Below are 21,627 nucleotides of genomic sequence, written 5' to 3'. Positions count from 1 at the left end.
TCTTCAGTCCTAGCATCGTTTCATTCAGATTACTGTGCGCACATACAGTATTTGAGATTCACGCTATGAACGTAGACATGGACACTGATGACTGGCTCGGCTGCCCTACCCCACTTGAGATGTACCAGCACCAGTGTGCACTTCTCGTAGACGAGTTGGTCGAGACCGAGCGCATGCTGCATCGAGCGCGGGCGAATATCGCCGGGCTGGTGCAGATGAATGACCTACTGATGACGGGAAAGGCTGAGGCAGAAGAAAAGCTCCGTAATGCTGAGGATGAACTCAGTCGCGTAAATGTCGAATACTCGGAAAGAGGCAAGGAGATCATGAGCTTGAAGATGATCTCAAGCCAGAACGAACACCTGCGCAGGGAAAACCAGCGACTGCTGCTCGAGCTCACCTCGCTCCGGGCGCCACAGCCCTGACGAACGCCTGGCACGCACGCAACGCGATTATGGCGTTATCCCCGTCGTCGGTGATGCGGACAATTCGTTGCGCATGCGCTGGGTCAAGTTGGGCTCGACGGGCTGCATGAACCACGCCGACGGCGCCGGGGGCGGCAGGCACGTTGCAGCTACTGGTTGAATCCTCGATGAGGACTGACAGCCGGACATCAGCAGTAGCAAGCTGATCACGCAGGCGAGCCTGGTTACGTTGGGCATCGGACAATTCCTTGGTGTGTTGTTGGTCCTGGAGCGCGAGCTGTTGCTCGGTGGCCAGGCGCTTATCCAGTTCGGCCGACTGCTGACTCCAGGCCTCGCCAGTGATTGCATCCAGTTCCTTCTGGTGGAGGTCGCCCTGCTCCGCGATACGCTCAGCCATCTTCTTGCCCAGCCGCCAGTCCTGAACCTGCCACGCACCGGCAAAGCCGATGGCCAGCGCCAGCAGGATCGCCAGCCACAGACCGATCAGCTTCTGTACCGGCGTCATCACGGCACATCCTTGAAGAAGATGTGGTGACCAAGACGCAGCGTCTGCTTGGCCTTCGCCGCCCAGGCCGGGGCCTTGGGCATTGTTGTTGCGTAGTAGTGCGTGGCGCCGCCGGTTGGATCTGGTACCGCCCCCGACATCACCTGGTCAGCTGCACGCTGCGCCTGGGCGAACTGCGCTGCCGGGATCTGCTTGGCACCACTCAGGTAGGCGTAGTTTGGGTCGTTCTGGTTCCAGCAGCTGAACTGCCACGGCTTCAGGCAGACACCGGCGTAGCCCTCCCCCCACCAAGACTTTGCCTTGCCGTCGAACACACGGTTGCGGATGGTCCAGGCCACGGCGATCTGCCCGTCCAGCCCTTCCCCGCGGGCTTCGCCGTACAGCGTGCGCGCCAGGATGTCTCGGTCTCTCTCGGTTGCGTTCATGCTTTTCTCCAGGCGAAAAAAAGCCCGCTCAGTTGGCGGGCAATTACTCTTCAGTGATAGTCGGTGGTGGCGGTGTTTCGATCTTGGGCATTTCGAGCCGCACGTCAATCCAGCTATTCAGCGGGACATCCATCGGTGCACCTCTGCCAGGGAACATTTCGCCATCGTCGGATAGCGTCCAGCGCTGCTTGAAAAGGCGGATGATCACAGTGCCATCTTCGGATTGTTCGCTTTCTGTAACGCCGAGCGTGCGCCCCCCATCTGGCGAGCATGGATCCTGGGTTCGCCACCCTTCAAGCGCTAAGCCAAGGCTCCCAATTACCTTGTACTCACCCACACCAATGCGCTCCACGGTGACGCCCCGAGCTTCGCCGTTCACCACTCCCCATTCACCAGCAGGCACGAAGGTTTCTTCCTGAAGGTCGCGGCGCTCGCTGGTGGCCACACAGGCAATCCGCATGATTGGCGAGGCAGCAGAAAGCACGCCGCCTGAGCCCCGAGTGGTATTGCCGGTGTGGTAGATCGTGTTGAATGAGGTAGTGCTGTAATCACCGGATCTGAACCCAATGACACCGCTGCCCAGAGTGCTCATCCAAAGTTGAGCTCCAAGATAGCCTGTTCCGGGGAACGCGATATTTAGCAAAGTGCCGTAAGCGAAATTCGAAGGCTTGAACTGAGTTGTCTCGGTGATTACGCCGAATCCCGTTTCCCAAACGTTCATGGAATCGTAAATTCTGGAGTCCGATACTACTCTAGGACCAAGTCCATATGAGCCAACAGCCATAACATTTCCAGGGCCGGTTCCTATGTTGGCGTTAGATGCGGTGCCAAGCTGGGCGTTTCGCGAATAGAGCTCCTGCGTCATCGCGTTAATCTTTACCGCGCCACTGCGAGTTGTATCGCCCCCAGCGCCCGTTGGGGCTGTGCCGATATTGATTTCCTGTCTTGCCATCTATCTAAACTCCAAATTTTCAAGCAGAGAGCTTTCCAAATACAGCCGGAAGCAGAAAGTAAAAAGGATTAGTTACGCCTGTAACACTGAATCTTAAAACCGACGCCGCGAAGTCAAATCGTAGCCCAGTTGTCCGACTTTCATTATTCCCTCCCATCATTGGCATTCTTGCATTATTTATCATCAGGTAATCGCCTAGTTCATAGCTCAGCGGCACCGAATACCAATTCGTCCCGATACCTTGACCGCTGGTAGTCGAGTGGGTATATGTCCAGTTCTGCACAACTCTGGTAAAAACTGCCGCCTGAGTACCAGAATCGAATATTTGCTTGCCATCAGTTGCCCACAGTCTCAACCCATAAGATGCGGTTGGCTTCGATGAAAAGGCCGCAACAAAAATAGCGCCTGAGTGAGCCTGCCCCGATGTGATACTACACCCTGTCCATGCGCCGGGTGATCCAGCCAGCAGAACCCCTAGCTGAATGAACGACCCGTTACTTTGAGGCCGAATAAAAATAAGAGGAGGCTCCGGCGTGTCAATAGCTGAAGCAAACACAATGGAAGCGCCCGCTGTATACGTGCCTTTGTGAAAAACACACAGCCTCGCATATTCGGAATCAAGAGAGACGGATCCAGCGTCATTAACCACCTCTAGACCATAACTCATCAAGCCCACCTCATAACTATTAAACGCATCGTCGCCAGGGAAATAGAGTCATTCGGCCTCTGACCTAGAAAGTTTCTTACAGAGACTACTCCATTCCCCATCTCGCACTCCAACTGCCTATTAGTTGCCAAGCTGTCATCATTATTATTGTTGATCGGCAGCATGAAACATACTGAATTGCTAGGACTGCATCCAGGCACGGAAAACGTTTTTGTGGATCTACCCTCGCCCGCATATGAAACAAGTACGGACAAAACAACCCTATAAGTTGAAGTGCCCGTATCGAATTCCAGCATACCAGATGAAGACCATATCCTCAGACCGAAACTCATTCGCTCAAGTCTCCAATTTGGACGCGTTTGATATTACCGTTGTCCCAGAAGCGCAACGAGCGATTAGTCATCGTTGCTCTGCCCTGACCAGGAACAACGCCGTTCATTTCAAATGTCCCGTCGAAGAATAACTTCCAACCCGTCTTGCCTGGGTCATAGTTGTTCGACTGGATGTAGTTACCGATCTTGGCGTTGGTGATCGTACCGTCCTGGATGAATGCAGCATTAATGAACGTTTGCCCTCCCTGGACGGCAAACGGCACCGAACCAGCTTGGCCGATGGCGAACCTGTCGGCGTCGATGATGAACTGCGACTGCAACCCGCCAGGCCCGTTCTCTAACCCGAGCCCGATACCAGCGTACTTGTAGAGGCCGGTGGCGGTTTCGTACTGCATCCGCACCGACCAGTTCGCCGTGACCTTGCCGTCGACCGTTTGAATTGCCGTGGTGTTGGTCTGGATAGCCAGGGTGTTGCCGTTAACCGAGTTCTTGACCGTCTCAATGCTGGACGACAACGCGCCGTCGGCATTGATACGGGCGGTTTGCTCGGCTACGACTGCGGCGGCATTGTTGGCCACCTTCACTTCCACTGTGTCGGTTCGCTGCCCCTGCACCAGGTCGCCCTCGATCAGGGCGGACTGAACAGACCAGACGCCGACATAGCTCTCGTCCGAGCCGATCAGCGCCGTGTCATCCCCCTGAAGCGGTGGGTTGACCTGCAAGTAAATGCCGTCAACCCGCTGCGCCGTGGTGGTGACCTTGCCGTCGAGCGTGGTAACCGTGGCCATGAGGGTGCTTAACCCGCTGGCCGTCGCGTTCACGCCGGTTACTGGGTCGTTGACCGTAACCTTCACCGCATTGAGCTGTTGCGCCTGGGCGATGATGTCCTGGCCATGCTGGTTGATCGTCGCCGAGTTCTGCTGAACCTGGGTTACCAGGGCATTCACCGTCTGCGTTACCGTGCCGATGTCGGTCCAGTAGGTGGCGTTCGGTGGCGGGCTGTTTGCCGGTACCGGGCCGTTGGCCTGATACAGGTGCTGACCCATGCGCACGATATCGTTAAGCGCGTATTCCTTCGCAGGGACGTACTCAAGCGCGTCGACGATCTGGTCAATCAGCCCTTCCAGCTCATCCTTGGCTGCTTCAATGCGACCGTTGACCGAGCCAGGGCCGTTGCCGTCGATAAGGTTGATGCGTTCGTTGAGCAGTTGCCCCAGGGACGTCTCGTCGATTTGCCCTTTGATCTGCTCAAGGATCGGCCCAGCATCCGAGCTGGCCTGGCCCATCACCCCATTCACCACCGGATAGAACGGACCGATGTTGCCGGTACGGTCCACCAGGCGCGCCCAGAAGAACAGCGTGGCGCCCGCCAGCAGAGACTGCATCCGGTAGTCGGCCTGCGGATATGCCAGGTCGGCCAGCTTCGTCGCGGCCGGCAGGTTATTCGCCGGACCGTACCAAAGCTCGGTGCGCTGGGTATCCTCGGCGCCAGCAGGGAAGCCCCATTTGATGCCGATGCCGAACAGCTCGCTGGTGGTGGTCAGGAACGACACCGCAGGCGGAAGGCCTACCTTGCCTGTCAGCACCACCTCGGAACTGGTGCCCCAGATAGACGCCACGTCCATTGCGTTAACCGAACTGACACGGGCCACATATCGACCACTGTAGATCCCCTCAACATCCGCACCGAGGCTCCCCGTGCGCGGCAGGCGTATCCAGTTGCCGCTGTCCTTGCGCCATTCCACGTTATACGCAATAGCCCCCGGCACCGAATCCCAAGTAATACGCATGCTGGTTACAGCAATGCCCTGCGACACGACGCTGCGCGCCTCAATGCCGATGTTCTGCGGCGGAGACATCACCCCGGGGGGAATGATGCTCGTCGGCTGCGGGTCAATCCGTGCACCCGTGTCGATTGCCTGGTACTTCAGCGGCTCATGTTGAGTGGCCGCTATCTTGAACTGGTGCAGCCCTTGCGGCTCGATGGTCTGTACACGAAAGCGCATCACGGCCAGGTCAGCGCTTTCCACGGACCAGCTGCACTCCGGCTCTGGGAGTTCCGAATAGTCCGCCATGACGGTGACCAGGCGGCCGGAGACCGACTTCACAATGCGCCCTTCGGACTTGCCGCTGGGCAGGTTGAGGATCAGCCGATCCTCTTCGTGCACTTCGGCGTCGATGTCGAGCGTGATCACGCGCCTGGTCGCGGCACTGATGCGCCCACCATTTGCACGGCCAGAGAACATCTCATCAGCTACGCAGATAATCTGGCCGGGCTCGACGTTGCGGCCCTCCATGCCGGCGGTGAAGCTTACCGACCACTCCTCATACTGCTCCGACTTAAGCGCCCAAATGCCGTGGCGGATTGCTTCCCCTTCCACGGTGCAGCCGAAGCGTGAGATATCCAGCATCCGGTGCCCAAGCTCGCCGATCAACTCTTCATTGGTAACTGGGGCCGGCTGTGTCTTGAACTCATTTTCAGGATTGTCCCAGGCCACCTTCGCCCGTGTATGGCGATCAGGAAGCGCCGCAGAGACGTACTCAAATTCACCGATGATGTTCGAGCGCGTGAAGACGTAGCCGTCCTCGTTGCCGGGAATGTCCGCCACCATGGTGACCTGGGAACCGTTCCAGCAACTGCTCCCACGGAACACGCTGGCCAAGTCCGAAAGGAGTGCGTAGCCCTCAACTGAATCCTGAATGTAGACGTTGGTTGTCATGCGCGGCTGCATGCCGCCCTTCCCATCTGGAACCATTACATCGCAATAGCGGCCGATCTCGTACAGCGTCCAATGGTCCACCATGTCGGCGGTGATGCGACGGCCCAGGCCATAGCGACGGTGTAACAGCAGGTCGCGCCATACCCAGACAGGGTTGTTGGTGTAGGCAAGCTTAAAAGTGCCGTTCCAGTCACCTGTATAGGTTCGAGTCTCCGGGTTGTAGTTGGTTGGCACCTGCACAATGCGGCCGCGCATCAGGAAGCTGGCCTTCGGCGTGTCCTGGAACTGCTTCGCATCGAACTGCAGGCCGCCCAGCGCAAGGTTGGGATAGCGCAGCTTCTTGTCGATTACCTCTGTCAGCCCCTTGATACGCATCAGGTCTGCAAAGTTGGAGTCGTTGCGGTTAGGTGTGAGCCGACGCACGCGCACCAATGCGCTGGTAAAGCCTTCAGGGAGATCGATTCGATGGGTGCGCTCGTATTCAGTCGTCCCCTTGTCGTCCAGGGTCGCTGACAAAACCGTTTGATAGCTTCCACCATCTACGGAAAGATCAATGGCGTAGTCGATGCGGTAGCCGATCTGGTCGCCATTCGTCTTCACCTGCCAAATTTGCGGCCACGACAAGCGGATGCGTACCGCCGACAACTGCTGATCAGTGATAGCGCGCGTCCAGGCGTTGTCCGACTTCAGCTCAACCGGCAACCCCTGGGACGCCTCGTTTTCAATGGCCGGAAAGCCTGGGATGTGTTCTTGGTCCACAGTGCCCGGGCGGAAGTCCCAAATGGTGCCGGGGAAGTTCTCGCTACCGTCAGGCGAGACCAGCGGCGTGCCGTTGAGTTTTACCGACCGTCTATCATCGACCAGGCCAATAATTGGCCCCTCACTCAAGGCATAGAGCAGTTTCACGGTCGCGACAGAAAGCGCGGTGTCGGGTGCTTTGTAGGGCGTGTACGGCTTCTGCTCGCCGCCCTTGGCGCCCAAAACGCGGGCAGCAGTAGGCCGGCGCCGATGCTTTACAGCAGGCGCTGTTGCGATTTTGGACATGGTTTTTCCTTACTGCTGATCTTCCGAGAAGACCCCGGCCGAAATGAGGGCGCCGCCGATATCGCGCTCGCCATACAGAAGTGGCTTACAGCGGCCCTGGGCCGTGGTGGTGACAGCGCCACCGAACGCATAGGAAGGCCTGTTGCCGTCGCCCTCCTTGTCCAGCACGCCAACCGGTGACGGGGACATACTCATGGCGATGCCGCCAATCATCAGGCCCGCGCCAGCCGCTACCAAGTAGTACTGCTGGGTGATCGCGCCGATCACCACCAGGGCAAGACCGGCAATCGTGGCGAACAAGCCGCCTCCCTTGCTGCCGATCACCATTGGCGCGATGCGGATCGGCTCAACGGTGTCCTGACGCATCTCAATCTCGGTATCGCTCAGGTTCTTCTTCCCCCGGAACACTGCGTAGGTCAGACCGCGCTCTTCCGAAAAGCGCAAGAACCGTCTGAAGCCGGGGATCTTCACGCACAACGCATGAATCGCCTCAGCGCATGACGTCACGGCCAGGTGGTGTACCCGGCCAAATCGTGCGCCCAGCACACCATAAAGCATCACCAGCACCACTAGGGGTTGCGGGTTAACCGTTGTTTTCATTGCCATCAGTCAACCTCCGGCATTCGTTGGTGCCGAAGAATCAGCACGGTGTAATCAGCCCACATGCCGCCGTACACGTCTCGGGTGGATTTCTTGTTGTAGCGGTGATGCAGAAAGGTGCCCGGGGCCGGGTGTAGTTCCGGGGCGCTGGTCAGCAAACCGTCACCCAGATAGATTCCTGCGTGGTTCGGTGCAGCGGCGTTGATCTGCATGACGATCATGTCGCCCTTGCGCGGCATCGAAACCGGATAGAAACCGGCCTCCTTGTAGTATTTCTCGTAGAGGCTCTCACCATCGTTCCACCAGCCGTCCCGGCGTGGGTAGTTCGGCAATTCAATCCCATGCTCGCGCTCATAGTAATCGCGGCACAGGGCATAGCAGTCCAGCAGACCATGGCCGAACTCGCGGCCAACCAGCGGGGCCTGGTAACCATCAGGCTTGAACTCGAAGTACTCGCCAGACGGCCAGCTCACAATACCCCACGGCTTTTCATGCAATTCGCAGCTGACACGATCGGTCATGCTCGGCATGGGTGGAACGTCGGGATGAGAGTGAATGATCATCGTCACCTCGCCACGGTCCTCAGCGTCACACTTATCCTCAGGGTTGATGATGAAGTGCTCGCTCGGCGTCTTGGCATCGTTGCGGCAGGGAACGTACTTCAGCCGCCCGGCCTCTCGAATCACCACGCCGCAGCTTTCCTTCGGAAACTCCGCCTCAGCGTGGGCCTGAATTTGTTTCAGCATCGTCTTGTTCATGGTTTGCTTATCCGATCAGCGCGGCGCCTGGTGCGCCACCGAACGACAAGGGGTTGCCCTTGCCAAAACGTAATTCGCAATCACTCGGCCGGCCGCCGCAGCGATCCAGCGCCGGGTCGTCCACCGGGTTGCCGTCGAGGTCGAACATCTTGATCCCGGTGTAGTTGCAGTCCGGGCCGCGGTACTCGCCCCAAAGGCACCATTCGCACCGGTTCATGATCAGGCCGCCCGGCAACCTCTGACCTTTAACAGCAGTCGGAGGGGCCAGCGAGAACACCACCTCCTCGCGCAACAAGCTGGTGACCTGGTTGATATAGGAGATGTCGAGCCTCTCCATGGTGCTGGCCGTAGGGTTGCCCTCTGGAAAGTTCGCTGCATCCAGGTATTTCGCGTACGTCTGTCGAACCGTCAGCTTTACCCCGCTCATCCCCTGGAAGCGCCGACAGAGTGCGGTGATCGTGCCGTCGATGTTGCTGATCTTCAGCATGGGCGTGGAGTTGTTGCCCTCGACGCTTCGCCCGAACCCACCTGTTTCGTAAGGTCGGGGCATGTAAACGTCGCCCTTCCAGATGATCGGGGTGGACTGCTGGTGTGCGTGGTACCGCAAAATGCCCATACCGCGCGCTTCACCGTCCAGCTCGATCAACTGGATGATCGCGCCGGGCTCTAGCTTCTGGTCGTCCAACGTGATCATGGATTGAATACCTGCTGGAAGGTGGTGCTCAGGGTGTACTTCTTGTTGCCGTGGGTTTGCAGCTGCCAGCCTCCGGTGGTGATGAACGCCCCCTGAACCTCAAGCGGCGGGGTCCACAGAAAGTGATTTGCCCCCTTGTGCCGCTTGAAGAACTCCCGGATCGGCTTGATGTAAGCCTCACCGCCCGTGAAGGAAACGGTGTAGGCGCCAGCGACATTATTTATTCCGACCGATAACCGCTGGCTGTAGCCGTTGCCGAACTTCGACTCAAGCACGTCAGGCTGGTCGTCACCGGATGAGCCAACCCGGGGCGACCAGTTGAATACTTCTGCCATCAGCTGTTTCTCCGATTGTTTGGATCAAGTAGGCCGTTCTGGCCTTTTTCCTGCTGAATCACCTGCCGGGCGATCTTCGGCATTTCGGAACGGGCGGTGGCCAACAACGCTATGCCCATCTGCTCGTATCCTTCGGGAGCATTGACAGCTCCGCCCGAGCCGTCGCCATTGATGTGCAAGTGGATCTCCGGCGCCGATCCTGAGCCGGCGGTTGCTGCGACAGATGGAGCGGTGAAGGTCGGCGAGATGCCCGGGCTTCCGACGAATCCGCCGGTTGCGTAGCCCGGCTTACCGCTACGGTTCAGGCCGATGAGGTAATCCTTCATCCCAGGCTGATCGACCACTTCCTTGCGGATGACGACCTCGCCGCCGTGAACCACACCCTTCGGCTCAAACTTGCCACCGGGGCCGGTATAGCCACCCTCAGAGAAGCCGGCCAGCGCCATGCCGGCGACCATGCCCGCATTGGCATAGCCCGCAGCAAGCAGCGCCGCGCCCACCGGGATACCGCCCAGGATGGTCAGTTCCGCCGGTGCCTTCGCTGCAGCGATCTGCGCGTTCATGATGATCGACGCCACCGCGAACGCCTTTTGCGCTACAAACAATGCCTTGTACGCGCCGGACTGCTCGCCAGCGATCTTGCCAACCATGTCGGCGGCCTGGCCCGACAGTTCGCTGAAGGTGCCGATCACAGCTACTTTGTAGGCACCCTGAATGTCAGAAAGCCGCGCCTGGTTCGTCTGATTGATCTCGACGACTCGGTCCAGGTACTGCTGCTCGGCGGCGAGCTTCTGCTCGTTGGTGCTTTGCTGGTCGGCCAGGATCTGATCGCGCAGATCTGCCTGCATGGACAGCTGCTTGTCGTGCCACTTTTTGAGCGCTGCTTCAGCCTCGGCGATCTTTACAAGCTCCCCGGAGGGTCCACCTACCGAGGAGTCGATGCCGCCGAACTCCGGCGCCTCGGTAACCGTGGCTTTCGAGATGGCATCAGCGCCAGCGCGATAGTCGTCCGACGATAGCTTGCCGGCACGGTTGGCCGTTTCAAGCACCTGCATCCGCTCTTTCGTCGTTGCGAGCAGGGCTTGCTCTTTGGTTTGAAGGCTAGACATCAGGCCGTCATAGGCCTTTCTGGCATTTAGCGCATCAAGCTCAATCGCCTTGCCCTGAAGCATGACCTTGTTTTTCTCCGACAGCTTCGACAGCTCGCCCGTGGAGAGCTCGTAGCGGAGACGCCCTATCTCGGTTGTCTCACCGTAAAGCGCGACCTGCTGGGTAAGGTTGTCCAGGGTTTGCTTGTATGCATTGTTGAGCTGCTCAGCTTGCCGCTGGATATCCTCCGAGGCTTTCTTGGCTTTTTGTTGGGCCTCCTCAGAAGCCTTGGCCGCCGTTTCAGAACCCTTGATCGCGCCGGCTAGGATGCGCCAGCCCTCGGCAGTACCGGGGTCAACGCCCTCCCGTTCAATCCTCCGGTTCACCTCGCCAACCAGGTCGCCCCCATCCCTGACGGAGTTCAAGCGCTCAACGAGCGTTTTTGTGTAGGTGTTCCAGCCCTCAATAGTCTTCTTGTCGGGCCCCGCAATCTTTTTCAGCCCGGCGCCAGCTTGGCCGGCAGCGGTGGCCACATCGTTCAGGCGGGCGGAGAGCATATTGGCGACGTCGCCGTAATCGCCAGAGGCTTTGATCGCTTCGCCGTACGCGGATGCAGAAGCATTAATAGCCTTGGTCATCTCCTCGTTTGAGCCGATTGCTGCGACCAGTTGCTGGCTTGCCGAGTCAATACCCTGGCCGCCGGCAATGCGGCGATTGAAGTCCGTTACCGCCCGGTCGCGCTGAAATGGGTTGGCGGAGTAGGTATCGCCCCATTTGTCATTGGCTTGAGCGGCAGCGCGGATCTCGCGCAGTGCTTTCTGCGCCGCCACTTGGGCGTCGGCTTGCTGCTGAATCACTCCATCAAGCTTGTACCTGGCCTGCTCTTTGCCCAGCGCTGCAAATTCCTTGCGCAACTCCTCTACGGGCCGCTTGAGGTCGACGGAAGCCTGGCGGGCCTTGTCGCTGTTATCGCGGAAAAGCAGATAGCTTGCAGCCACTGCGCCAGCTGTGACCGCCAGACCGACAGGGCCACCCATGACTCCAAGAAGCGCTGACCCTGCACGGCCAGCCAGCGAGGTAGCGGCAGTTTGAGCGGCTTGTGCGGCTGTTTGCGCTGCTGTCGCTTGGGTATCCGCCAGCCTGGCGAGACGAAGGCGGCTAAGCGCGGCTGTATGGGCGTCAGTAAACCTCGTCGCCGCTACCTGGGATTCCGCAGCTACCAACTCAGCGGCAGTACGGCGCGCGGCAGCAGTAGCCGCATCAAGCTGAGCAGTAGTCCGGCCTATTTCGGCGGATCGGGCCTCGCGCAAGGCGCTAACCTGGTCGCGCAGTCCTTTGATTAGCTCACCTGACTTCAAGCCGACGTACGCAGCGCCCGCTGTTAGGGCCGACGCAGCCAGGACATCCATATTCTTGGCGACAAGATCAATCGCGCCAGAAAGCACCGCTGTGCTGCCGGTTGCAGTGTCAGCTCCTCCAATCCAAGCCTGAAAAGCATTTGTGAGAGCTGTAGTCGACCTGCTTACGGAAGGGGGCATTGCCTTGAACTCAGCATTCAAAACGCCAAGCTGCCCAACCAGCGCCGGTACAAGCTTATCTATCGTTATAAGGCCCTTGTCGGCCATGGCCTTGAGCTCGCTCCTGGCAACGCCCATCCCCGCAGCAAGCGCTCTCAGAACCCGATCACCACTGTCGGCGATGGAGTTGAACTCCTCTCCCCTGAGTACCCCTTGGGCCAGTGCTTGAGCGAATTGCGTGATAGCTGAGGATGCCTCCGTAGAGCTTGCGCCAGAAACCTGCAACCCCACTGAAAGGGCCTCAGTCACTCCCAGAACGTCTGAGGTGGAATATCCGAACTCACGCATCGATGATGCTGAGCGACTGAACAAACCAGCGTTGTCCGCAAATGACGTGCCAGTCCTCTGGCTGAGCTCAAAAAGCGATTTCTGGCTAACTGCAAAGTCTTCCGTGCCGGTCGTGGCCTGCTTCAGTCGGGCGTTTACTTGGTTCCAGGCGTCGGCTTGTTGAACCACATTGCCAACCGCCAGCGCCCCAGCCATCGCCGCTGCGTAGCTTCCCACTGTGGATGTAAGGGATTGCATAGCCGCACCCTGGGCGCGAACGGCTGCTTCCTGCGAGCGCCACGAACTGGTTGCATCCCTATTCCCAGAAGTGATGGTCCTGAGATAGCTCTGCCCCATGCGACTAGCGCGGGCCATTTCGCGTTGATACGCACTTGTTTCAGCGGAAACGCTTACGATCAAAGAGCGAAGTGTTTGCCCTGCCATGCTTTTCTCCAGACATTAAAAAACCCGCCGAGGCGGGTTTTCATGATTACTCAATGACTAGCTCGGGGGCTAGCCATAACTTTTCGTTCCTGTCATAGGTCATCGTGGCTTTGTAGTAGGTCCGTATACTCGCCCCGAACCCATTCTGAGAGTCCACATACGCAGACACAAAAAACGTGCATTTATGATCAGATACGGAAACAACGTCCCTGCCATTCAGATATGGGAATTCAGCTGACCCGGGAGCCTTAAGGCGTTGCTTTACGAAGTTCTGAGACATGACATAAGCCATTGTCGTGTCATCACAATCTTTCTGTGCGCGCTCAACCTCCCTATTTGGACTGCCAGCCCAAGATAGATACGCCCACCACATCCCGCCGATAATTGCGGCGCCAATGCCAAGCGTCCAGCGCAATAACCGCTCAGACCCGGTAGTTTTCGCAAACTCACGGCAAAGGCCGATTGCAAAAAAAACTATCAACGCTGTCACAATCCATAAAATAAAAGTCACTCGCCACCTCCTTTGTTGAGCGAGCGACTCTATCACCGCACAGCGGAGAAAAACGAGCCTCATCCTGCGACCTAGGTCTCCTCGGCCTTGACCATCAGGAAAGCCTTGAACATTTCTACCCCCTCCTCAGCCTGGGCCGCCTCATCAACCACCGCAGCCGCCTCATCCTTCCACTTTGGCATCAGGTCCACAGCCGAAACTTTCGCGCCTTGAGCCTGGAACACCGAAGCAGCAATGATCGAGGCCTGGATATCGCCGCGGGTGTCGCTTAGCGGTGACTCCTGGTTATAGGCCATCCACAGGAACAACTCCTCCGCGCTCATCCGTGAGCGCAGGTCCTGGAGCGTCATGCCAAGTCGGAGGGCAAGAGTCAGCATAAACGCCAACTCCGGCTCCTCCGTCAGTCGTTTCCCGCGGCCTCCACCGGGTCTTGCGCGCCAGCGCCGGCCGCTACGCCACTCAGCTCGAAAACCTTGCCGACGAGCCGGTCATGCACTGGGCTGAAAGCATCAGCTACGGAAGACACGTCCTCGTCCTGGAACACTCGAGCATTGTTCTCATCGAGCAAGGCCCGCACCAGGACGAATGCATAGAGCGGCGAGGAATGAATCTCCACCCGCGGCTCAAGCGGCGCCTCCTCGACACCTTCAGTTGCTGGAGGCTGGGCCGGAAGCCCAGCATCCTGACGGGCTTCAGCAACCGCCAAAGCAGCGCGGCGGCGATACTCAACCCAGTCGCCAGCGCTCAACGCCCTGACCACCACCTGGGCGCCCTCCCACTCGTCGATGGTGAGGCGCTCATGCTTGAAGTTGCGCATCGGGTCCAGTGCCATGGAGCGCAGATCCGCCACGGCGCCGATCTTCGTGCGCGCCATTATGGAGTCACCGGAGGCAGGTCGAAGGATACGGCGCCGGTGATGCGCACGTTGAAAGTGCCGTTGACGGTACCGTTCGGCGCAGCGTCCCAGGTGAACTGGGTCACTAGACCGAGGAAGCTTGAAGACGAGCCGTCCTTGAACAGCGACTTGAAGGCGCGCGGCTCGCCATCATCACGAGCAGTACGCAGCACGGTCTGTGCTTCGTCGTCGGCCTTCCAGTTGCCGGACATGCTGAAGGTGCCGTTGTCGGCCAGGCCTACGGTGAACTCTTTCGCCTCACTGGCGAGCACCGTTACTTCGATCTCATCCGACTGCCCGCCCTGGAACTGCGGCTGTTTGATCGTTACGGACAGATCGGCCCATTCAATGCCGACGGCCTTGGGGTCGAGTGTGGTGGTTTTAGAAACGCTGAGAGCCGTGCCCTGCGTTTTGACGAACTTCGCTTTCGTTGGAGTTTGAACGGCCATGTGGCCTCCTATGGTTGCAGGGTGTATTCCCAGCTCACGCTGAAAAGTTTGGTGTCGTTCTCGAACACATCCGCCAGGCGGTCTGCGCTGCCGGTGGTGAAGTCGGCGCCATCCGTGGTCATCGCGGTAAAGGCCAGGCCAGCAAGCGTGAGCGCCTCGAGGAAGCTCTCCCCCCATGCGTCGAGCTGAATAGCGAGGTCGCTGGATCCGTCCCAGCCGGCGAGCGTGAAACCGGTGGTGGTGCCTACCGTTTGAATCACCAGGCGTGGCTGGGCGGCGTCCACCGGCGCAACGCCGAAGTACACTCGCCCGTCGACCAGAGGCGAAAGCCTGTCGATGAGGGATTTCTCAATCATTGGGGTTACCGGGTGATGGCGTTGTCGATGCCTTCGGCCAGCTTGTCAGCAACGGCCTTTTCGATCTGAGGCAGGCTGCCGTCCCAAGATGGTCGAATGAATGGATGGGCCTGCATCTTCGATGTGCCCAGTTCCAGGAACTTCCAGTAGAACGGTGATTCGTAATCCGTTTTCGAGGTGCGCCCTTTTTTGCCGGGACGCTTGAGCGCCTTGGATTGTTTGCCCGTTGGATTTTTTACGCGAATACCGGCAGTAGCGCCGCCAGGCGTGTCAGCCTGTTTCACGCTGACCGCAATAATGTTTTTCTTCAATTTTCCCGTGCGAACTGGTGCAGTACTTCGGGCCTTGTCCCTGGCCACCCTGGCACCAGCCATAACTGCATCCCTGGCAATCTTGTTGCCCACGGACTTGGCCAGGCGTTCGAAATCGGCCTGCAGCTCACCAAGCCCCAGAACTGTCAGCGATCCGTTGCTCATTTTGGCTTCACCGTTTTGCACATGAGTTTCAGCATGTCGCGCTGGTTGGTGGCCAGCGGCGCGATGATTTCGTAAGTGGTGCCGTCGTGCACCAGGTGCTGGCCCGCCACCACGTCCTTGCGGTAGCGGATGTTGATCTCGGCGGTGACCGTGACCTGCATCTGTGACGCGGCCTCGTACATGCGACCGGAGGGAATGTTGATCTCCGCCCAGAGCTTGCCCAGGTCACCCCAAACCTTCGAGGGCTGGCCGAGGGCATCCTTGCCGTCGATGTAGCCACGGCGCATGCAGCAGTGACGCATTGGGCCGGCTCTCATCAGTAACGCTTCCTGTACATGAGCAACTGCTCAACAGCCAGCGGTACGGTGGTTGATATGGTGCCCATCGCCACGCCTTCGCGGTTTGCGAACCAATGGCCAACCAGCAACAGGATGGCCTGCTCAACGTCTGGGGTAATTCCCATCTGATCAGGTTCTACCGGCGCCGCCTCGACCAGTTCCCTGTCGCAGTGCATCGCTACGTGGGACTTGGCCGCCTCAAAGTAGCCGGCGATCAGAGCATCCTCTTCATCGTCATCGACCTTGAGGTGACTCTTCACTCGCGCCAGGTCGATCATTTACTTGGTCTCGTTGGGCTTGGCCGACTTATTCGCCGCCGGTTTCGCCTTTTCTGCGAGGCCTTTACCAATCAGCGCGTGCGCCAACTCTTCGTCCTCAACGTCGAGGGTGGTGCCGGCCGATACTCGGCCATTTGGAACCTTGAGCTTTTCGGGATCGCCCTCGAAGCCCCACAGAACTTTAATTTCCATGATATTCACCTGAGTTTTGTTCGGGGCCGTTAGGCCCCTGATGCTGGGTTGAGTTAGGCGACGTGCTTGAAGCGGCCTTTGACGAAGGCGTACTTCTTACGCACGGCCAGGCCGAGACGCTCTTCCACCAGGATGGCGCGCTGGTTCTTGATGAAGTCGTCATTGATCATGCCGACCTTGATGGTGAAGCCCATGCGATCGTAGATCCGCGCGCCTTGTTGGAACGAGCCAGTCAGGAACTCGCCGCCGGTCGTTTCGCCGTCACCCTCGTCCATGCTGTCCGAGGCAACGATTGGGCGGCCCCACAGGACCGGGGTAACAAGGCCTTGCAGGTTGGCGAACAGGTAGCGGTTCTCGCCGTCCTTCTGCAGCTCGATGTTCATCCAGTCCAGATCGGACATGACCACGGCATCGGCCGGCAGCTTAGACTGCTTGCGCGCCTGGTAGATCGCACGGCGCACGGTGTCGATGGCCGTGTCAGTGGCCTTGCTCAGCGCTGGGTCGAAAACGGTCGCCTGGGTCATGATGCCGTTCAGGTTATTACCGGTGCCATCCCCCTTCAGCAACTGACCTTCGCGCTTCAGCTCCAGGTCGAAGCGCAGCAATTCCTGAATGTAGCTGTAGAGCTGCGGAACATCGTCGAGCGCTTCGTCGGTCACCGGCATCCATACAGCAATCTTCTTGATGGTGTCGGTGACCTGCTCGAAGGTCACGTTGCTGGTTGGCTTGGCGCCACCTTCTGGCACCATGCCCGCGCCCAGGGTGTGCAGCAGTTCACGGTAGTAGGCAAACGCCTGGCCGGTTACCGGCGTGGTCGGGATCAAGTCGCGAATCAGCAGGTTCTGGCGCGGAGCGCCCTGGATGACAGGATCGTACTGAGGGGCAACCAGGCCGGCGCTGGTGACCTTAACTTCGGCCATGCTGGCCATATCGGACTTGGTGATCTCAATTTCGGCCGAGCTCTGAGTCTTTTTGGTCAGGGCTTGGTAGTTATCGTTACCCTTAACAAAGTCGATGAAGCTTTTCTTTTCCTGGTTCTGGTTGCGCAGCTTGATGCCCTTTTCTTCGAGCTTCTGCACCTGCTCGATGACACGCTCGATCTCACCTTTTTGGTTTTCGATCTGAGACTTCATCTCGGCGGTGACGGTGTTGCCCTTCTGCAGCTCATCGGCAACAGCGTCGTACTTCTTCTGCAAGCCGCCGAAACCTTCTTTCAGCTGGTTTTCGAGCGAGCTTTTTACTTCTTGGATTGGATCGGTCATGGCGACACCTTAAAAAATTGGTCAAATGTGTGTGAGAGTTTTTTCAGCTCTTCCACGGTCGCCGTGGCCTCAGTCTCACCATCGCGGTGAACTGCGGAGTAGCCGAGCGAGGCGACCGCTGCCGCCTCCTTTTGGGAGAGCCCCATGCGGTCGCGCAGGGCCTTCTCAAAAATTCTGATATCCGACTTCACGTCGGTTACTTGTGCAGCCGGGTTCATTCCGAACGGCACCAGGGATGCCTCCCAGAGCTCCGCCTGTTTGATGATTCGCACGCTTCGACCTTCGCGTTCTTCGTAGGCCGCCAAGATCGTGTTAAAGCCAATAGACATGCTGTCGAGCGTGCCTTCCTTCATCAGCTCATAGGCGTCACGGGCGTAACTCACCGCTAAGTTGACCTTGCCCTTGATGTAGAGGCCGTGGTCGTCCTGGGTGAATTCGGCAGAGCCAACAAGCCGCGTCAAGTCATGGAACAGGGCCAGCTTCAAACGGCCCGCTCGCGTGGTCTTCACTTTGGTGAATGCACCGGGAAGGATCACGTCATCGCCCAGGTCGATGTTGTTGAACACCGCGGCGTAGCCCTCGAAGTTGCCGAGCTCATCGCTGGCCTTCACCTCAAAGGGAACCTCAATCTTGCTTAGCATTGGTCTGCATCTCCCACCGGGTGACCCGGTCGTATTCTTCGCCAGCCAGGCGGGGCTCGTTTTCTTTCTCGCGGACGGCGTTGATACTTAACCAGCCAGAGCCACCAGAACCGCCAAGCGCAGCCTTGTAATAGGCCGCCCGGCCCGCGCTATCCGCACGCAGCAACCCCTCCACAATGAACTCCACAAACTGGGGCTTATCGCGGAAGAGCTTGTCGTTGATTTCATCCTCGATCGCGTCGAGGTAGGGCTTGAGCCCGAATGTCACGTAACCGCTGGTTTGCTGCTCCAGGTTCGAACCCATGATTGAGGTCTTGCCTGCGCGGTTGGCCAGGTACAGTGGTACGCCGTAGCAACCGGCAATTGCCTCTTCCTGGAACTGCTGTGACTCAATGAACTGGCTGTCCTTCTGGCTCAGGCCGGCGGGTACGATCTTAGGCCCTCCCTGCAAAATCCCCATTGACCCGATGTCATTGACGTCGCCCTTCCGGACGTCGGGGAATTTCGCCATGATTTGTTCCTGCTGAACCTTTGTCAGGAACTGGTCATAGATGACATAGCCACCAGTAAAGCCGCCCTTGCGCATGAACATCGCCGACCAGTTCTGCGCGGTCTTGGCGAGACCCATCGTTTCGGCCTGGTACTCAACAGGCGACAGTCCGTTGATTCCATCCATGCTGAACAGCTTGAAATGCAGCATGTTCTCTGGCGATACCGGGGAACGATCCCCGCCGATAGTGACCCAGTAGATCAAGTCATCAGACGTATCGATCTCGACGTTGTCAGCACTTACCGGGATGAAGCCGATCCAGTCACCGTTGTCGGCGCGCTCAATGATGCTGTACGCATTGCCCCGTAGCGCCATGTTCACCACGGCGCACTTTAGAAAGTTGAGTTTGGTCATGTACGGGTTAGGCTTTCTCAGCACCCTGGCTTGCCGCGACTTGGTGTCGGCCAGCACTCGACCCGACGGCGTATCTTCAAAGATCTTGAGCGGCAGCCCAGCGGCAGATTCGCTCAGGATCTTCACGCACGCCCAGACGATGGGGATAGTTATCGCAGCCTTGGACGTGATAGTGACGCCCGCCTTCGTGCGTTTACCCCCAGCCACCATTTCGACCTCGGTGTATTCGCCGGTCTTCGGGTCGGTGTAGCCGAACATGCGCCATGACAGCGGGTTGTACCAACGAGATGCCATATTCAGCCTATGAGTTCGAGCCGATGAGTCCGAAGAACCCATCAGCCAGGTAATTGTCGAGCCCGCTTTGGGCTTGAGGATTGAGCGACAGCAGCGAGATGGCATTGAAGGCCGCCATCAACGGGTCGATCTTCGCCAGGCCCGACGCCTGCTTGGTGATCAAAATGGCGTTTCCGGCTGGTACCACCCGCGCATTGCCGCAGCACCAGGCCATCATTGGTTGGCCGCCATGGACCAGGCCGCCCTCGGCGAGCTTTCGCTCAGTGGTCTTGATTGCACCGTTCAGCTTCCAGCCTTGGCTGATACCGATGATCTTCTCTTCCGGAATACCGGCCTCGGCGAGGGCGTCAAGAATTGCGCCGATACCGGAGGGGTCGACTCCGACCTTGTCGAGCAAGCCGGCAGCCTCGACTCTGGCCACCAGTTCAGCGACGTCCTGCACGTCGTCACCGATGGTCTCGACCAAGGTCAGGTCACCGTTGCCGGCGAAGTCTCGAAAGCGCGGTGCCTCGCTTTTGCGCCGTTCCAGCACCGACGGGTGAGCCCAGGCGTGCGTCCACACCAACCATTGCCGTGTGAGCTTGTCGCGGCCAGCTGCGGCGAATCCGAGCAAGTCATCCAGGCCACCGCCATCGATGCCAACGTCGACAACCTCAGAACGGTCAATAAGTTGCTCGAAGGTCAGGCCTTCCGGTGCCGCCTGAGCCTCCCAGAACTCAGCGCCGGCCCATCGATCCGAGCGTAGGTTCAGCCCTATCTCGATGTTGAGATGCTTAGCCAGAAATTGTTGAAGGGTGCCATCGGAGGCGCCCTGTTTCTTTTTGAGCTCGTCACCCAACCACTCAGCGCTAACCGAACGGGCTATGTTGGGGTTGGTGATGTAGAAGTTTTCTGACCTCAGGTACGCCTTGTCCTCAATCATCTGCAAGGGGAATTCGTACAAGATTCCCAGTGTTTTGCGATCGAGGATTTTGCCGTCTCGCACATTCCGCCAGTAGCTCAGCTTTTCCTTAAACACACCAGCGGGAGGGTCGTCGCTTTGGGTGGTCAGAAAGATGACCCACCCTTCTTCGCGGGAGATCTGACCGCCGAGCGCTTCCATAAACATGGATTCAGCATTGGAGCGCTTGCCGAAGACCCAAAGCTCATCGACCAAAACCTTGCCCGACTTCTTGCCTGACACGGTATCGGTATCAGCCGCAACGACCTTCAACGAGTTTCGCGTGGTGCGGTCCGTGATGGTCCTGATGTGATCCTGGATGTGGAACATTGCTGACAGCTCTGCGTCAGCCCTGACCATGGCCGCCGCCGGCTTGAATGCGTTGTCAGCAACCTCGCGGGTTGGAGCCAGGATCAGATGTTCTTCTTCCTCCCGCCAGCACAGGATCAGTGCGGTGAGCATGATGCCTGCGGCGATGGTGCTCTTCGTGTTCTTCTTGCTGATCAGCAGGCCGAACTCTCGTATCAGCTGCTTGCCAGTCTCAGCATCGTAGGCCCCGAAGATGCAGCGAACGAAATTGAACACCCACTCATCACAGCAATCCGCCATCCGTGGCTTACCTGGCAGATCAGGGACGCGTAGTTCCTTGAAGATCTGCAGGGCGCGCTCGGCCTCCTCCACGAAGATCGGCGGCGGGATAATCGATTCGCGGGCGACCAACCGCCGCTCCCAGTCGGGGCACGCTGTCGACCACTCCATAGTTAAACCTGCTTACCGTTCGTTGCGACTAATTTGGGTGGTGCCTGCCGGGAGAATTTCCCAGCGGCCTGCTCGGCTGCTTTCTGCTGCTCGTCCTTCTTTCCACCATCTGCCTTTTTGACATGGGTGTATTGAACGGCGGCAATGGCTGCCCGAACCTGTATTGGGCTGGCATCCAGCTCGCCCAGGGCGATCTTGGTCAACAAGGAAAGCATGTCCATCTCTGGAGCTGGGACCGGTACTGCCCTTTCTCGCTTCAGTGCACCGCCGTGTGGCTGCGCCTCGAACTCGACGGAGACCGCAGATGAGTTTGCTGATTCCGGCTCAACCTTCTTTTTCCGGCCAGCACCCGGCCGAGCGCCGCCAGAGTTGGGGCGAGCGCCCCCGCTCTTGCCTTTGACGCCTGCCATTTGCTGAATTCCTTTTTCAAAAGGGGGAAATAATCTGCGCGTGAGAGGGGGAGTGGTCTGGAGAAAACTCGATCCCCATATTTTGACC

24 protein-coding genes are annotated in these 21,627 nt (G+C 58.4%); 1 reads left to right on the top strand and 23 read right to left on the bottom strand.

Features of this window, described 5'->3' with window-relative positions; translation table 11 throughout:
• Nucleotides 1-65: 65 nt before the first annotated feature.
• A complete protein-coding gene (locus tag PSH76_RS08640; protein WP_305493927.1) occupies nt 66-425 on the top strand; it encodes a hypothetical protein in 360 nt (119 codons plus the stop codon).
• Here PSH76_RS08640 and PSH76_RS08635 read toward each other — a convergent pair.
• From PSH76_RS08635 to PSH76_RS08525, 23 genes are all read right to left on the bottom strand, one after another.
• Nucleotides 397-930, bottom strand: coding sequence for a lysis system i-spanin subunit Rz (locus PSH76_RS08635; protein WP_305493926.1), 534 nt, complete (start codon nt 928-930; stop codon nt 397-399). The genes PSH76_RS08640 and PSH76_RS08635 overlap by 29 nt on opposite strands.
• On the bottom strand, nt 930-1,355 hold the full coding sequence (locus PSH76_RS08630; RefSeq protein WP_305493925.1) for a cell wall hydrolase: 426 nt from the start codon (nt 1,353-1,355) through the stop codon (nt 930-932). The genes PSH76_RS08635 and PSH76_RS08630 overlap by 1 nt, the downstream gene beginning before the upstream one ends.
• 43 nt (nt 1,356-1,398) lie before the next feature.
• The gene (locus PSH76_RS08625; RefSeq protein WP_305493924.1) at nt 1,399-2,307 is read right to left on the bottom strand and encodes a hypothetical protein; all 909 of its coding nucleotides are present in this window, start codon (nt 2,305-2,307) and stop codon (nt 1,399-1,401) included.
• A 19-nt stretch (nt 2,308-2,326) separates the two neighbouring features.
• On the bottom strand, nt 2,327-2,974 hold the full coding sequence (locus PSH76_RS08620) for a hypothetical protein (protein ID WP_305493923.1): 648 nt from the start codon (nt 2,972-2,974) through the stop codon (nt 2,327-2,329).
• Nucleotides 2,975-3,302: 328 nt separating this feature from the next.
• Entirely contained in the window at nt 3,303-7,070 is a 3,768-nt protein-coding gene (locus tag PSH76_RS08615) for a phage tail protein (protein ID WP_305493922.1), read from the bottom strand.
• A 9-nt stretch (nt 7,071-7,079) separates the two neighbouring features.
• Entirely contained in the window at nt 7,080-7,676 is a 597-nt protein-coding gene (locus tag PSH76_RS08610) for a tail assembly protein (protein WP_232241612.1), read from the bottom strand.
• Nucleotides 7,676-8,428 carry a C40 family peptidase gene (locus tag PSH76_RS08605; protein WP_305493921.1) on the bottom strand — a complete coding sequence of 251 codons (753 nt, stop codon included), beginning with the start codon at nt 8,426-8,428 and terminating at the stop codon, nt 7,676-7,678. Before PSH76_RS08605 ends, PSH76_RS08610 begins: the two co-directional genes overlap by 1 nt.
• Before the next feature lie 7 nt (nt 8,429-8,435).
• Nucleotides 8,436-9,122: a phage minor tail protein L gene (locus PSH76_RS08600; protein WP_068966491.1), complete on the bottom strand. Its 687-nt coding sequence runs from the start codon at nt 9,120-9,122 to the stop codon at nt 8,436-8,438.
• Complete coding sequence (locus tag PSH76_RS08595; RefSeq protein WP_005785361.1) at nt 9,119-9,457, bottom strand: phage tail protein; 339 nt, start codon at nt 9,455-9,457, stop codon at nt 9,119-9,121. The genes PSH76_RS08600 and PSH76_RS08595 overlap by 4 nt, the downstream gene beginning before the upstream one ends.
• Entirely contained in the window at nt 9,457-12,648 is a 3,192-nt protein-coding gene (locus PSH76_RS08590) for a tape measure protein (RefSeq protein ID WP_305493920.1), read from the bottom strand. Before PSH76_RS08590 ends, PSH76_RS08595 begins: the two co-directional genes overlap by 1 nt.
• Nucleotides 12,649-13,416: 768 nt before the next feature.
• The gene (locus PSH76_RS08585; RefSeq protein WP_305493919.1) at nt 13,417-13,722 is read right to left on the bottom strand and encodes a DUF4035 domain-containing protein; all 306 of its coding nucleotides are present in this window, start codon (nt 13,720-13,722) and stop codon (nt 13,417-13,419) included.
• Between the two features lie 23 nt (nt 13,723-13,745).
• The gene (locus PSH76_RS08580) at nt 13,746-14,219 is read right to left on the bottom strand and encodes a phage tail assembly chaperone (protein ID WP_305493918.1); all 474 of its coding nucleotides are present in this window, start codon (nt 14,217-14,219) and stop codon (nt 13,746-13,748) included.
• Complete coding sequence (locus PSH76_RS08575; RefSeq protein WP_305493917.1) at nt 14,219-14,689, bottom strand: phage tail tube protein; 471 nt, start codon at nt 14,687-14,689, stop codon at nt 14,219-14,221. The genes PSH76_RS08580 and PSH76_RS08575 overlap by 1 nt, the downstream gene beginning before the upstream one ends.
• 8 nt (nt 14,690-14,697) lie before the next feature.
• Nucleotides 14,698-15,045, bottom strand: a complete 348-nt coding sequence (locus PSH76_RS08570; RefSeq protein ID WP_305493916.1) for a DUF3168 domain-containing protein — start codon at nt 15,043-15,045, stop codon at nt 14,698-14,700.
• Between the two features lie 5 nt (nt 15,046-15,050).
• Entirely contained in the window at nt 15,051-15,521 is a 471-nt protein-coding gene (locus PSH76_RS08565; protein WP_068966478.1) for an HK97-gp10 family putative phage morphogenesis protein, read from the bottom strand.
• A complete protein-coding gene (locus PSH76_RS08560) occupies nt 15,518-15,838 on the bottom strand; it encodes a phage head closure protein (protein WP_305493915.1) in 321 nt (106 codons plus the stop codon). Before PSH76_RS08560 ends, PSH76_RS08565 begins: the two co-directional genes overlap by 4 nt.
• Nucleotides 15,838-16,137: a head-tail connector protein gene (locus PSH76_RS08555; RefSeq protein ID WP_305493914.1), complete on the bottom strand. Its 300-nt coding sequence runs from the start codon at nt 16,135-16,137 to the stop codon at nt 15,838-15,840. The genes PSH76_RS08560 and PSH76_RS08555 overlap by 1 nt, the downstream gene beginning before the upstream one ends.
• Nucleotides 16,138-16,329, bottom strand: a complete 192-nt coding sequence (locus tag PSH76_RS08550; RefSeq protein WP_005785356.1) for a hypothetical protein — start codon at nt 16,327-16,329, stop codon at nt 16,138-16,140.
• Nucleotides 16,330-16,382: 53 nt separating this feature from the next.
• Nucleotides 16,383-17,591, bottom strand: a complete 1,209-nt coding sequence (locus PSH76_RS08545) for a phage major capsid protein (protein WP_305493913.1) — start codon at nt 17,589-17,591, stop codon at nt 16,383-16,385.
• The gene (locus tag PSH76_RS08540) at nt 17,588-18,232 is read right to left on the bottom strand and encodes an HK97 family phage prohead protease (protein WP_005785353.1); all 645 of its coding nucleotides are present in this window, start codon (nt 18,230-18,232) and stop codon (nt 17,588-17,590) included. The genes PSH76_RS08545 and PSH76_RS08540 overlap by 4 nt, the downstream gene beginning before the upstream one ends.
• Nucleotides 18,216-19,430, bottom strand: coding sequence for a phage portal protein (locus PSH76_RS08535; RefSeq protein WP_305493912.1), 1,215 nt, complete (start codon nt 19,428-19,430; stop codon nt 18,216-18,218). The genes PSH76_RS08540 and PSH76_RS08535 overlap by 17 nt, the downstream gene beginning before the upstream one ends.
• Nucleotides 19,431-19,437: 7 nt before the next feature.
• Nucleotides 19,438-21,129, bottom strand: a complete 1,692-nt coding sequence (locus tag PSH76_RS08530; protein WP_068966476.1) for a terminase large subunit — start codon at nt 21,127-21,129, stop codon at nt 19,438-19,440.
• A gap of 2 nt (nt 21,130-21,131) precedes the next feature.
• Nucleotides 21,132-21,539 carry a hypothetical protein gene (locus PSH76_RS08525; protein WP_201787728.1) on the bottom strand — a complete coding sequence of 136 codons (408 nt, stop codon included), beginning with the start codon at nt 21,537-21,539 and terminating at the stop codon, nt 21,132-21,134.
• Between the last annotated feature and the right edge of the window lie 88 nt (nt 21,540-21,627).

This window comes from Pseudomonas sp. FP215, from assembly GCF_030687795.1.
Lineage (GTDB): Bacteria > Pseudomonadota > Gammaproteobacteria > Pseudomonadales > Pseudomonadaceae > Aquipseudomonas > Aquipseudomonas salmasensis.
This window is presented reverse-complemented; position numbering and strand designations above follow the sequence as displayed.

Bases quoted from the DNA above. Each gene is read 5' to 3' on its own strand.
- PSH76_RS08640 (WP_305493927.1), top strand. From the start codon at position 66: ATGAACGTAGACATGGACACTGATGACTGGCTCGGCTGCCCTACCCCA.
- PSH76_RS08635 (WP_305493926.1), bottom strand. From the start codon at position 930: ATGACGCCGGTACAGAAGCTGATCGGTCTGTGGCTGGCGATCCTGCTG.
- PSH76_RS08630 (WP_305493925.1), bottom strand. From the start codon at position 1,355: ATGAACGCAACCGAGAGAGACCGAGACATCCTGGCGCGCACGCTGTAC.
- PSH76_RS08625 (WP_305493924.1), bottom strand. From the start codon at position 2,307: ATGGCAAGACAGGAAATCAATATCGGCACAGCCCCAACGGGCGCTGGG.
- PSH76_RS08620 (WP_305493923.1), bottom strand. From the start codon at position 2,974: ATGAGTTATGGTCTAGAGGTGGTTAATGACGCTGGATCCGTCTCTCTT.
- PSH76_RS08615 (WP_305493922.1), bottom strand. From the start codon at position 7,070: ATGTCCAAAATCGCAACAGCGCCTGCTGTAAAGCATCGGCGCCGGCCT.
- PSH76_RS08610 (WP_232241612.1), bottom strand. From the start codon at position 7,676: ATGGCAATGAAAACAACGGTTAACCCGCAACCCCTAGTGGTGCTGGTG.
- PSH76_RS08605 (WP_305493921.1), bottom strand. From the start codon at position 8,428: ATGAACAAGACGATGCTGAAACAAATTCAGGCCCACGCTGAGGCGGAG.
- PSH76_RS08600 (WP_068966491.1), bottom strand. From the start codon at position 9,122: ATGATCACGTTGGACGACCAGAAGCTAGAGCCCGGCGCGATCATCCAG.
- PSH76_RS08595 (WP_005785361.1), bottom strand. From the start codon at position 9,457: ATGGCAGAAGTATTCAACTGGTCGCCCCGGGTTGGCTCATCCGGTGAC.
- PSH76_RS08590 (WP_305493920.1), bottom strand. From the start codon at position 12,648: ATGCAATCCCTTACATCCACAGTGGGAAGCTACGCAGCGGCGATGGCT.
- PSH76_RS08585 (WP_305493919.1), bottom strand. From the start codon at position 13,722: ATGCTGACTCTTGCCCTCCGACTTGGCATGACGCTCCAGGACCTGCGC.
- PSH76_RS08580 (WP_305493918.1), bottom strand. From the start codon at position 14,219: ATGGCGCGCACGAAGATCGGCGCCGTGGCGGATCTGCGCTCCATGGCA.
- PSH76_RS08575 (WP_305493917.1), bottom strand. From the start codon at position 14,689: ATGGCCGTTCAAACTCCAACGAAAGCGAAGTTCGTCAAAACGCAGGGC.
- PSH76_RS08570 (WP_305493916.1), bottom strand. From the start codon at position 15,045: ATGATTGAGAAATCCCTCATCGACAGGCTTTCGCCTCTGGTCGACGGG.
- PSH76_RS08565 (WP_068966478.1), bottom strand. From the start codon at position 15,521: ATGAGCAACGGATCGCTGACAGTTCTGGGGCTTGGTGAGCTGCAGGCC.
- PSH76_RS08560 (WP_305493915.1), bottom strand. From the start codon at position 15,838: ATGAGAGCCGGCCCAATGCGTCACTGCTGCATGCGCCGTGGCTACATC.
- PSH76_RS08555 (WP_305493914.1), bottom strand. From the start codon at position 16,137: ATGATCGACCTGGCGCGAGTGAAGAGTCACCTCAAGGTCGATGACGAT.
- PSH76_RS08550 (WP_005785356.1), bottom strand. From the start codon at position 16,329: ATGGAAATTAAAGTTCTGTGGGGCTTCGAGGGCGATCCCGAAAAGCTC.
- PSH76_RS08545 (WP_305493913.1), bottom strand. From the start codon at position 17,591: ATGACCGATCCAATCCAAGAAGTAAAAAGCTCGCTCGAAAACCAGCTG.
- PSH76_RS08540 (WP_005785353.1), bottom strand. From the start codon at position 18,232: ATGCTAAGCAAGATTGAGGTTCCCTTTGAGGTGAAGGCCAGCGATGAG.
- PSH76_RS08535 (WP_305493912.1), bottom strand. From the start codon at position 19,430: ATGGCATCTCGTTGGTACAACCCGCTGTCATGGCGCATGTTCGGCTAC.
- PSH76_RS08530 (WP_068966476.1), bottom strand. From the start codon at position 21,129: ATGGAGTGGTCGACAGCGTGCCCCGACTGGGAGCGGCGGTTGGTCGCC.
- PSH76_RS08525 (WP_201787728.1), bottom strand. From the start codon at position 21,539: ATGGCAGGCGTCAAAGGCAAGAGCGGGGGCGCTCGCCCCAACTCTGGC.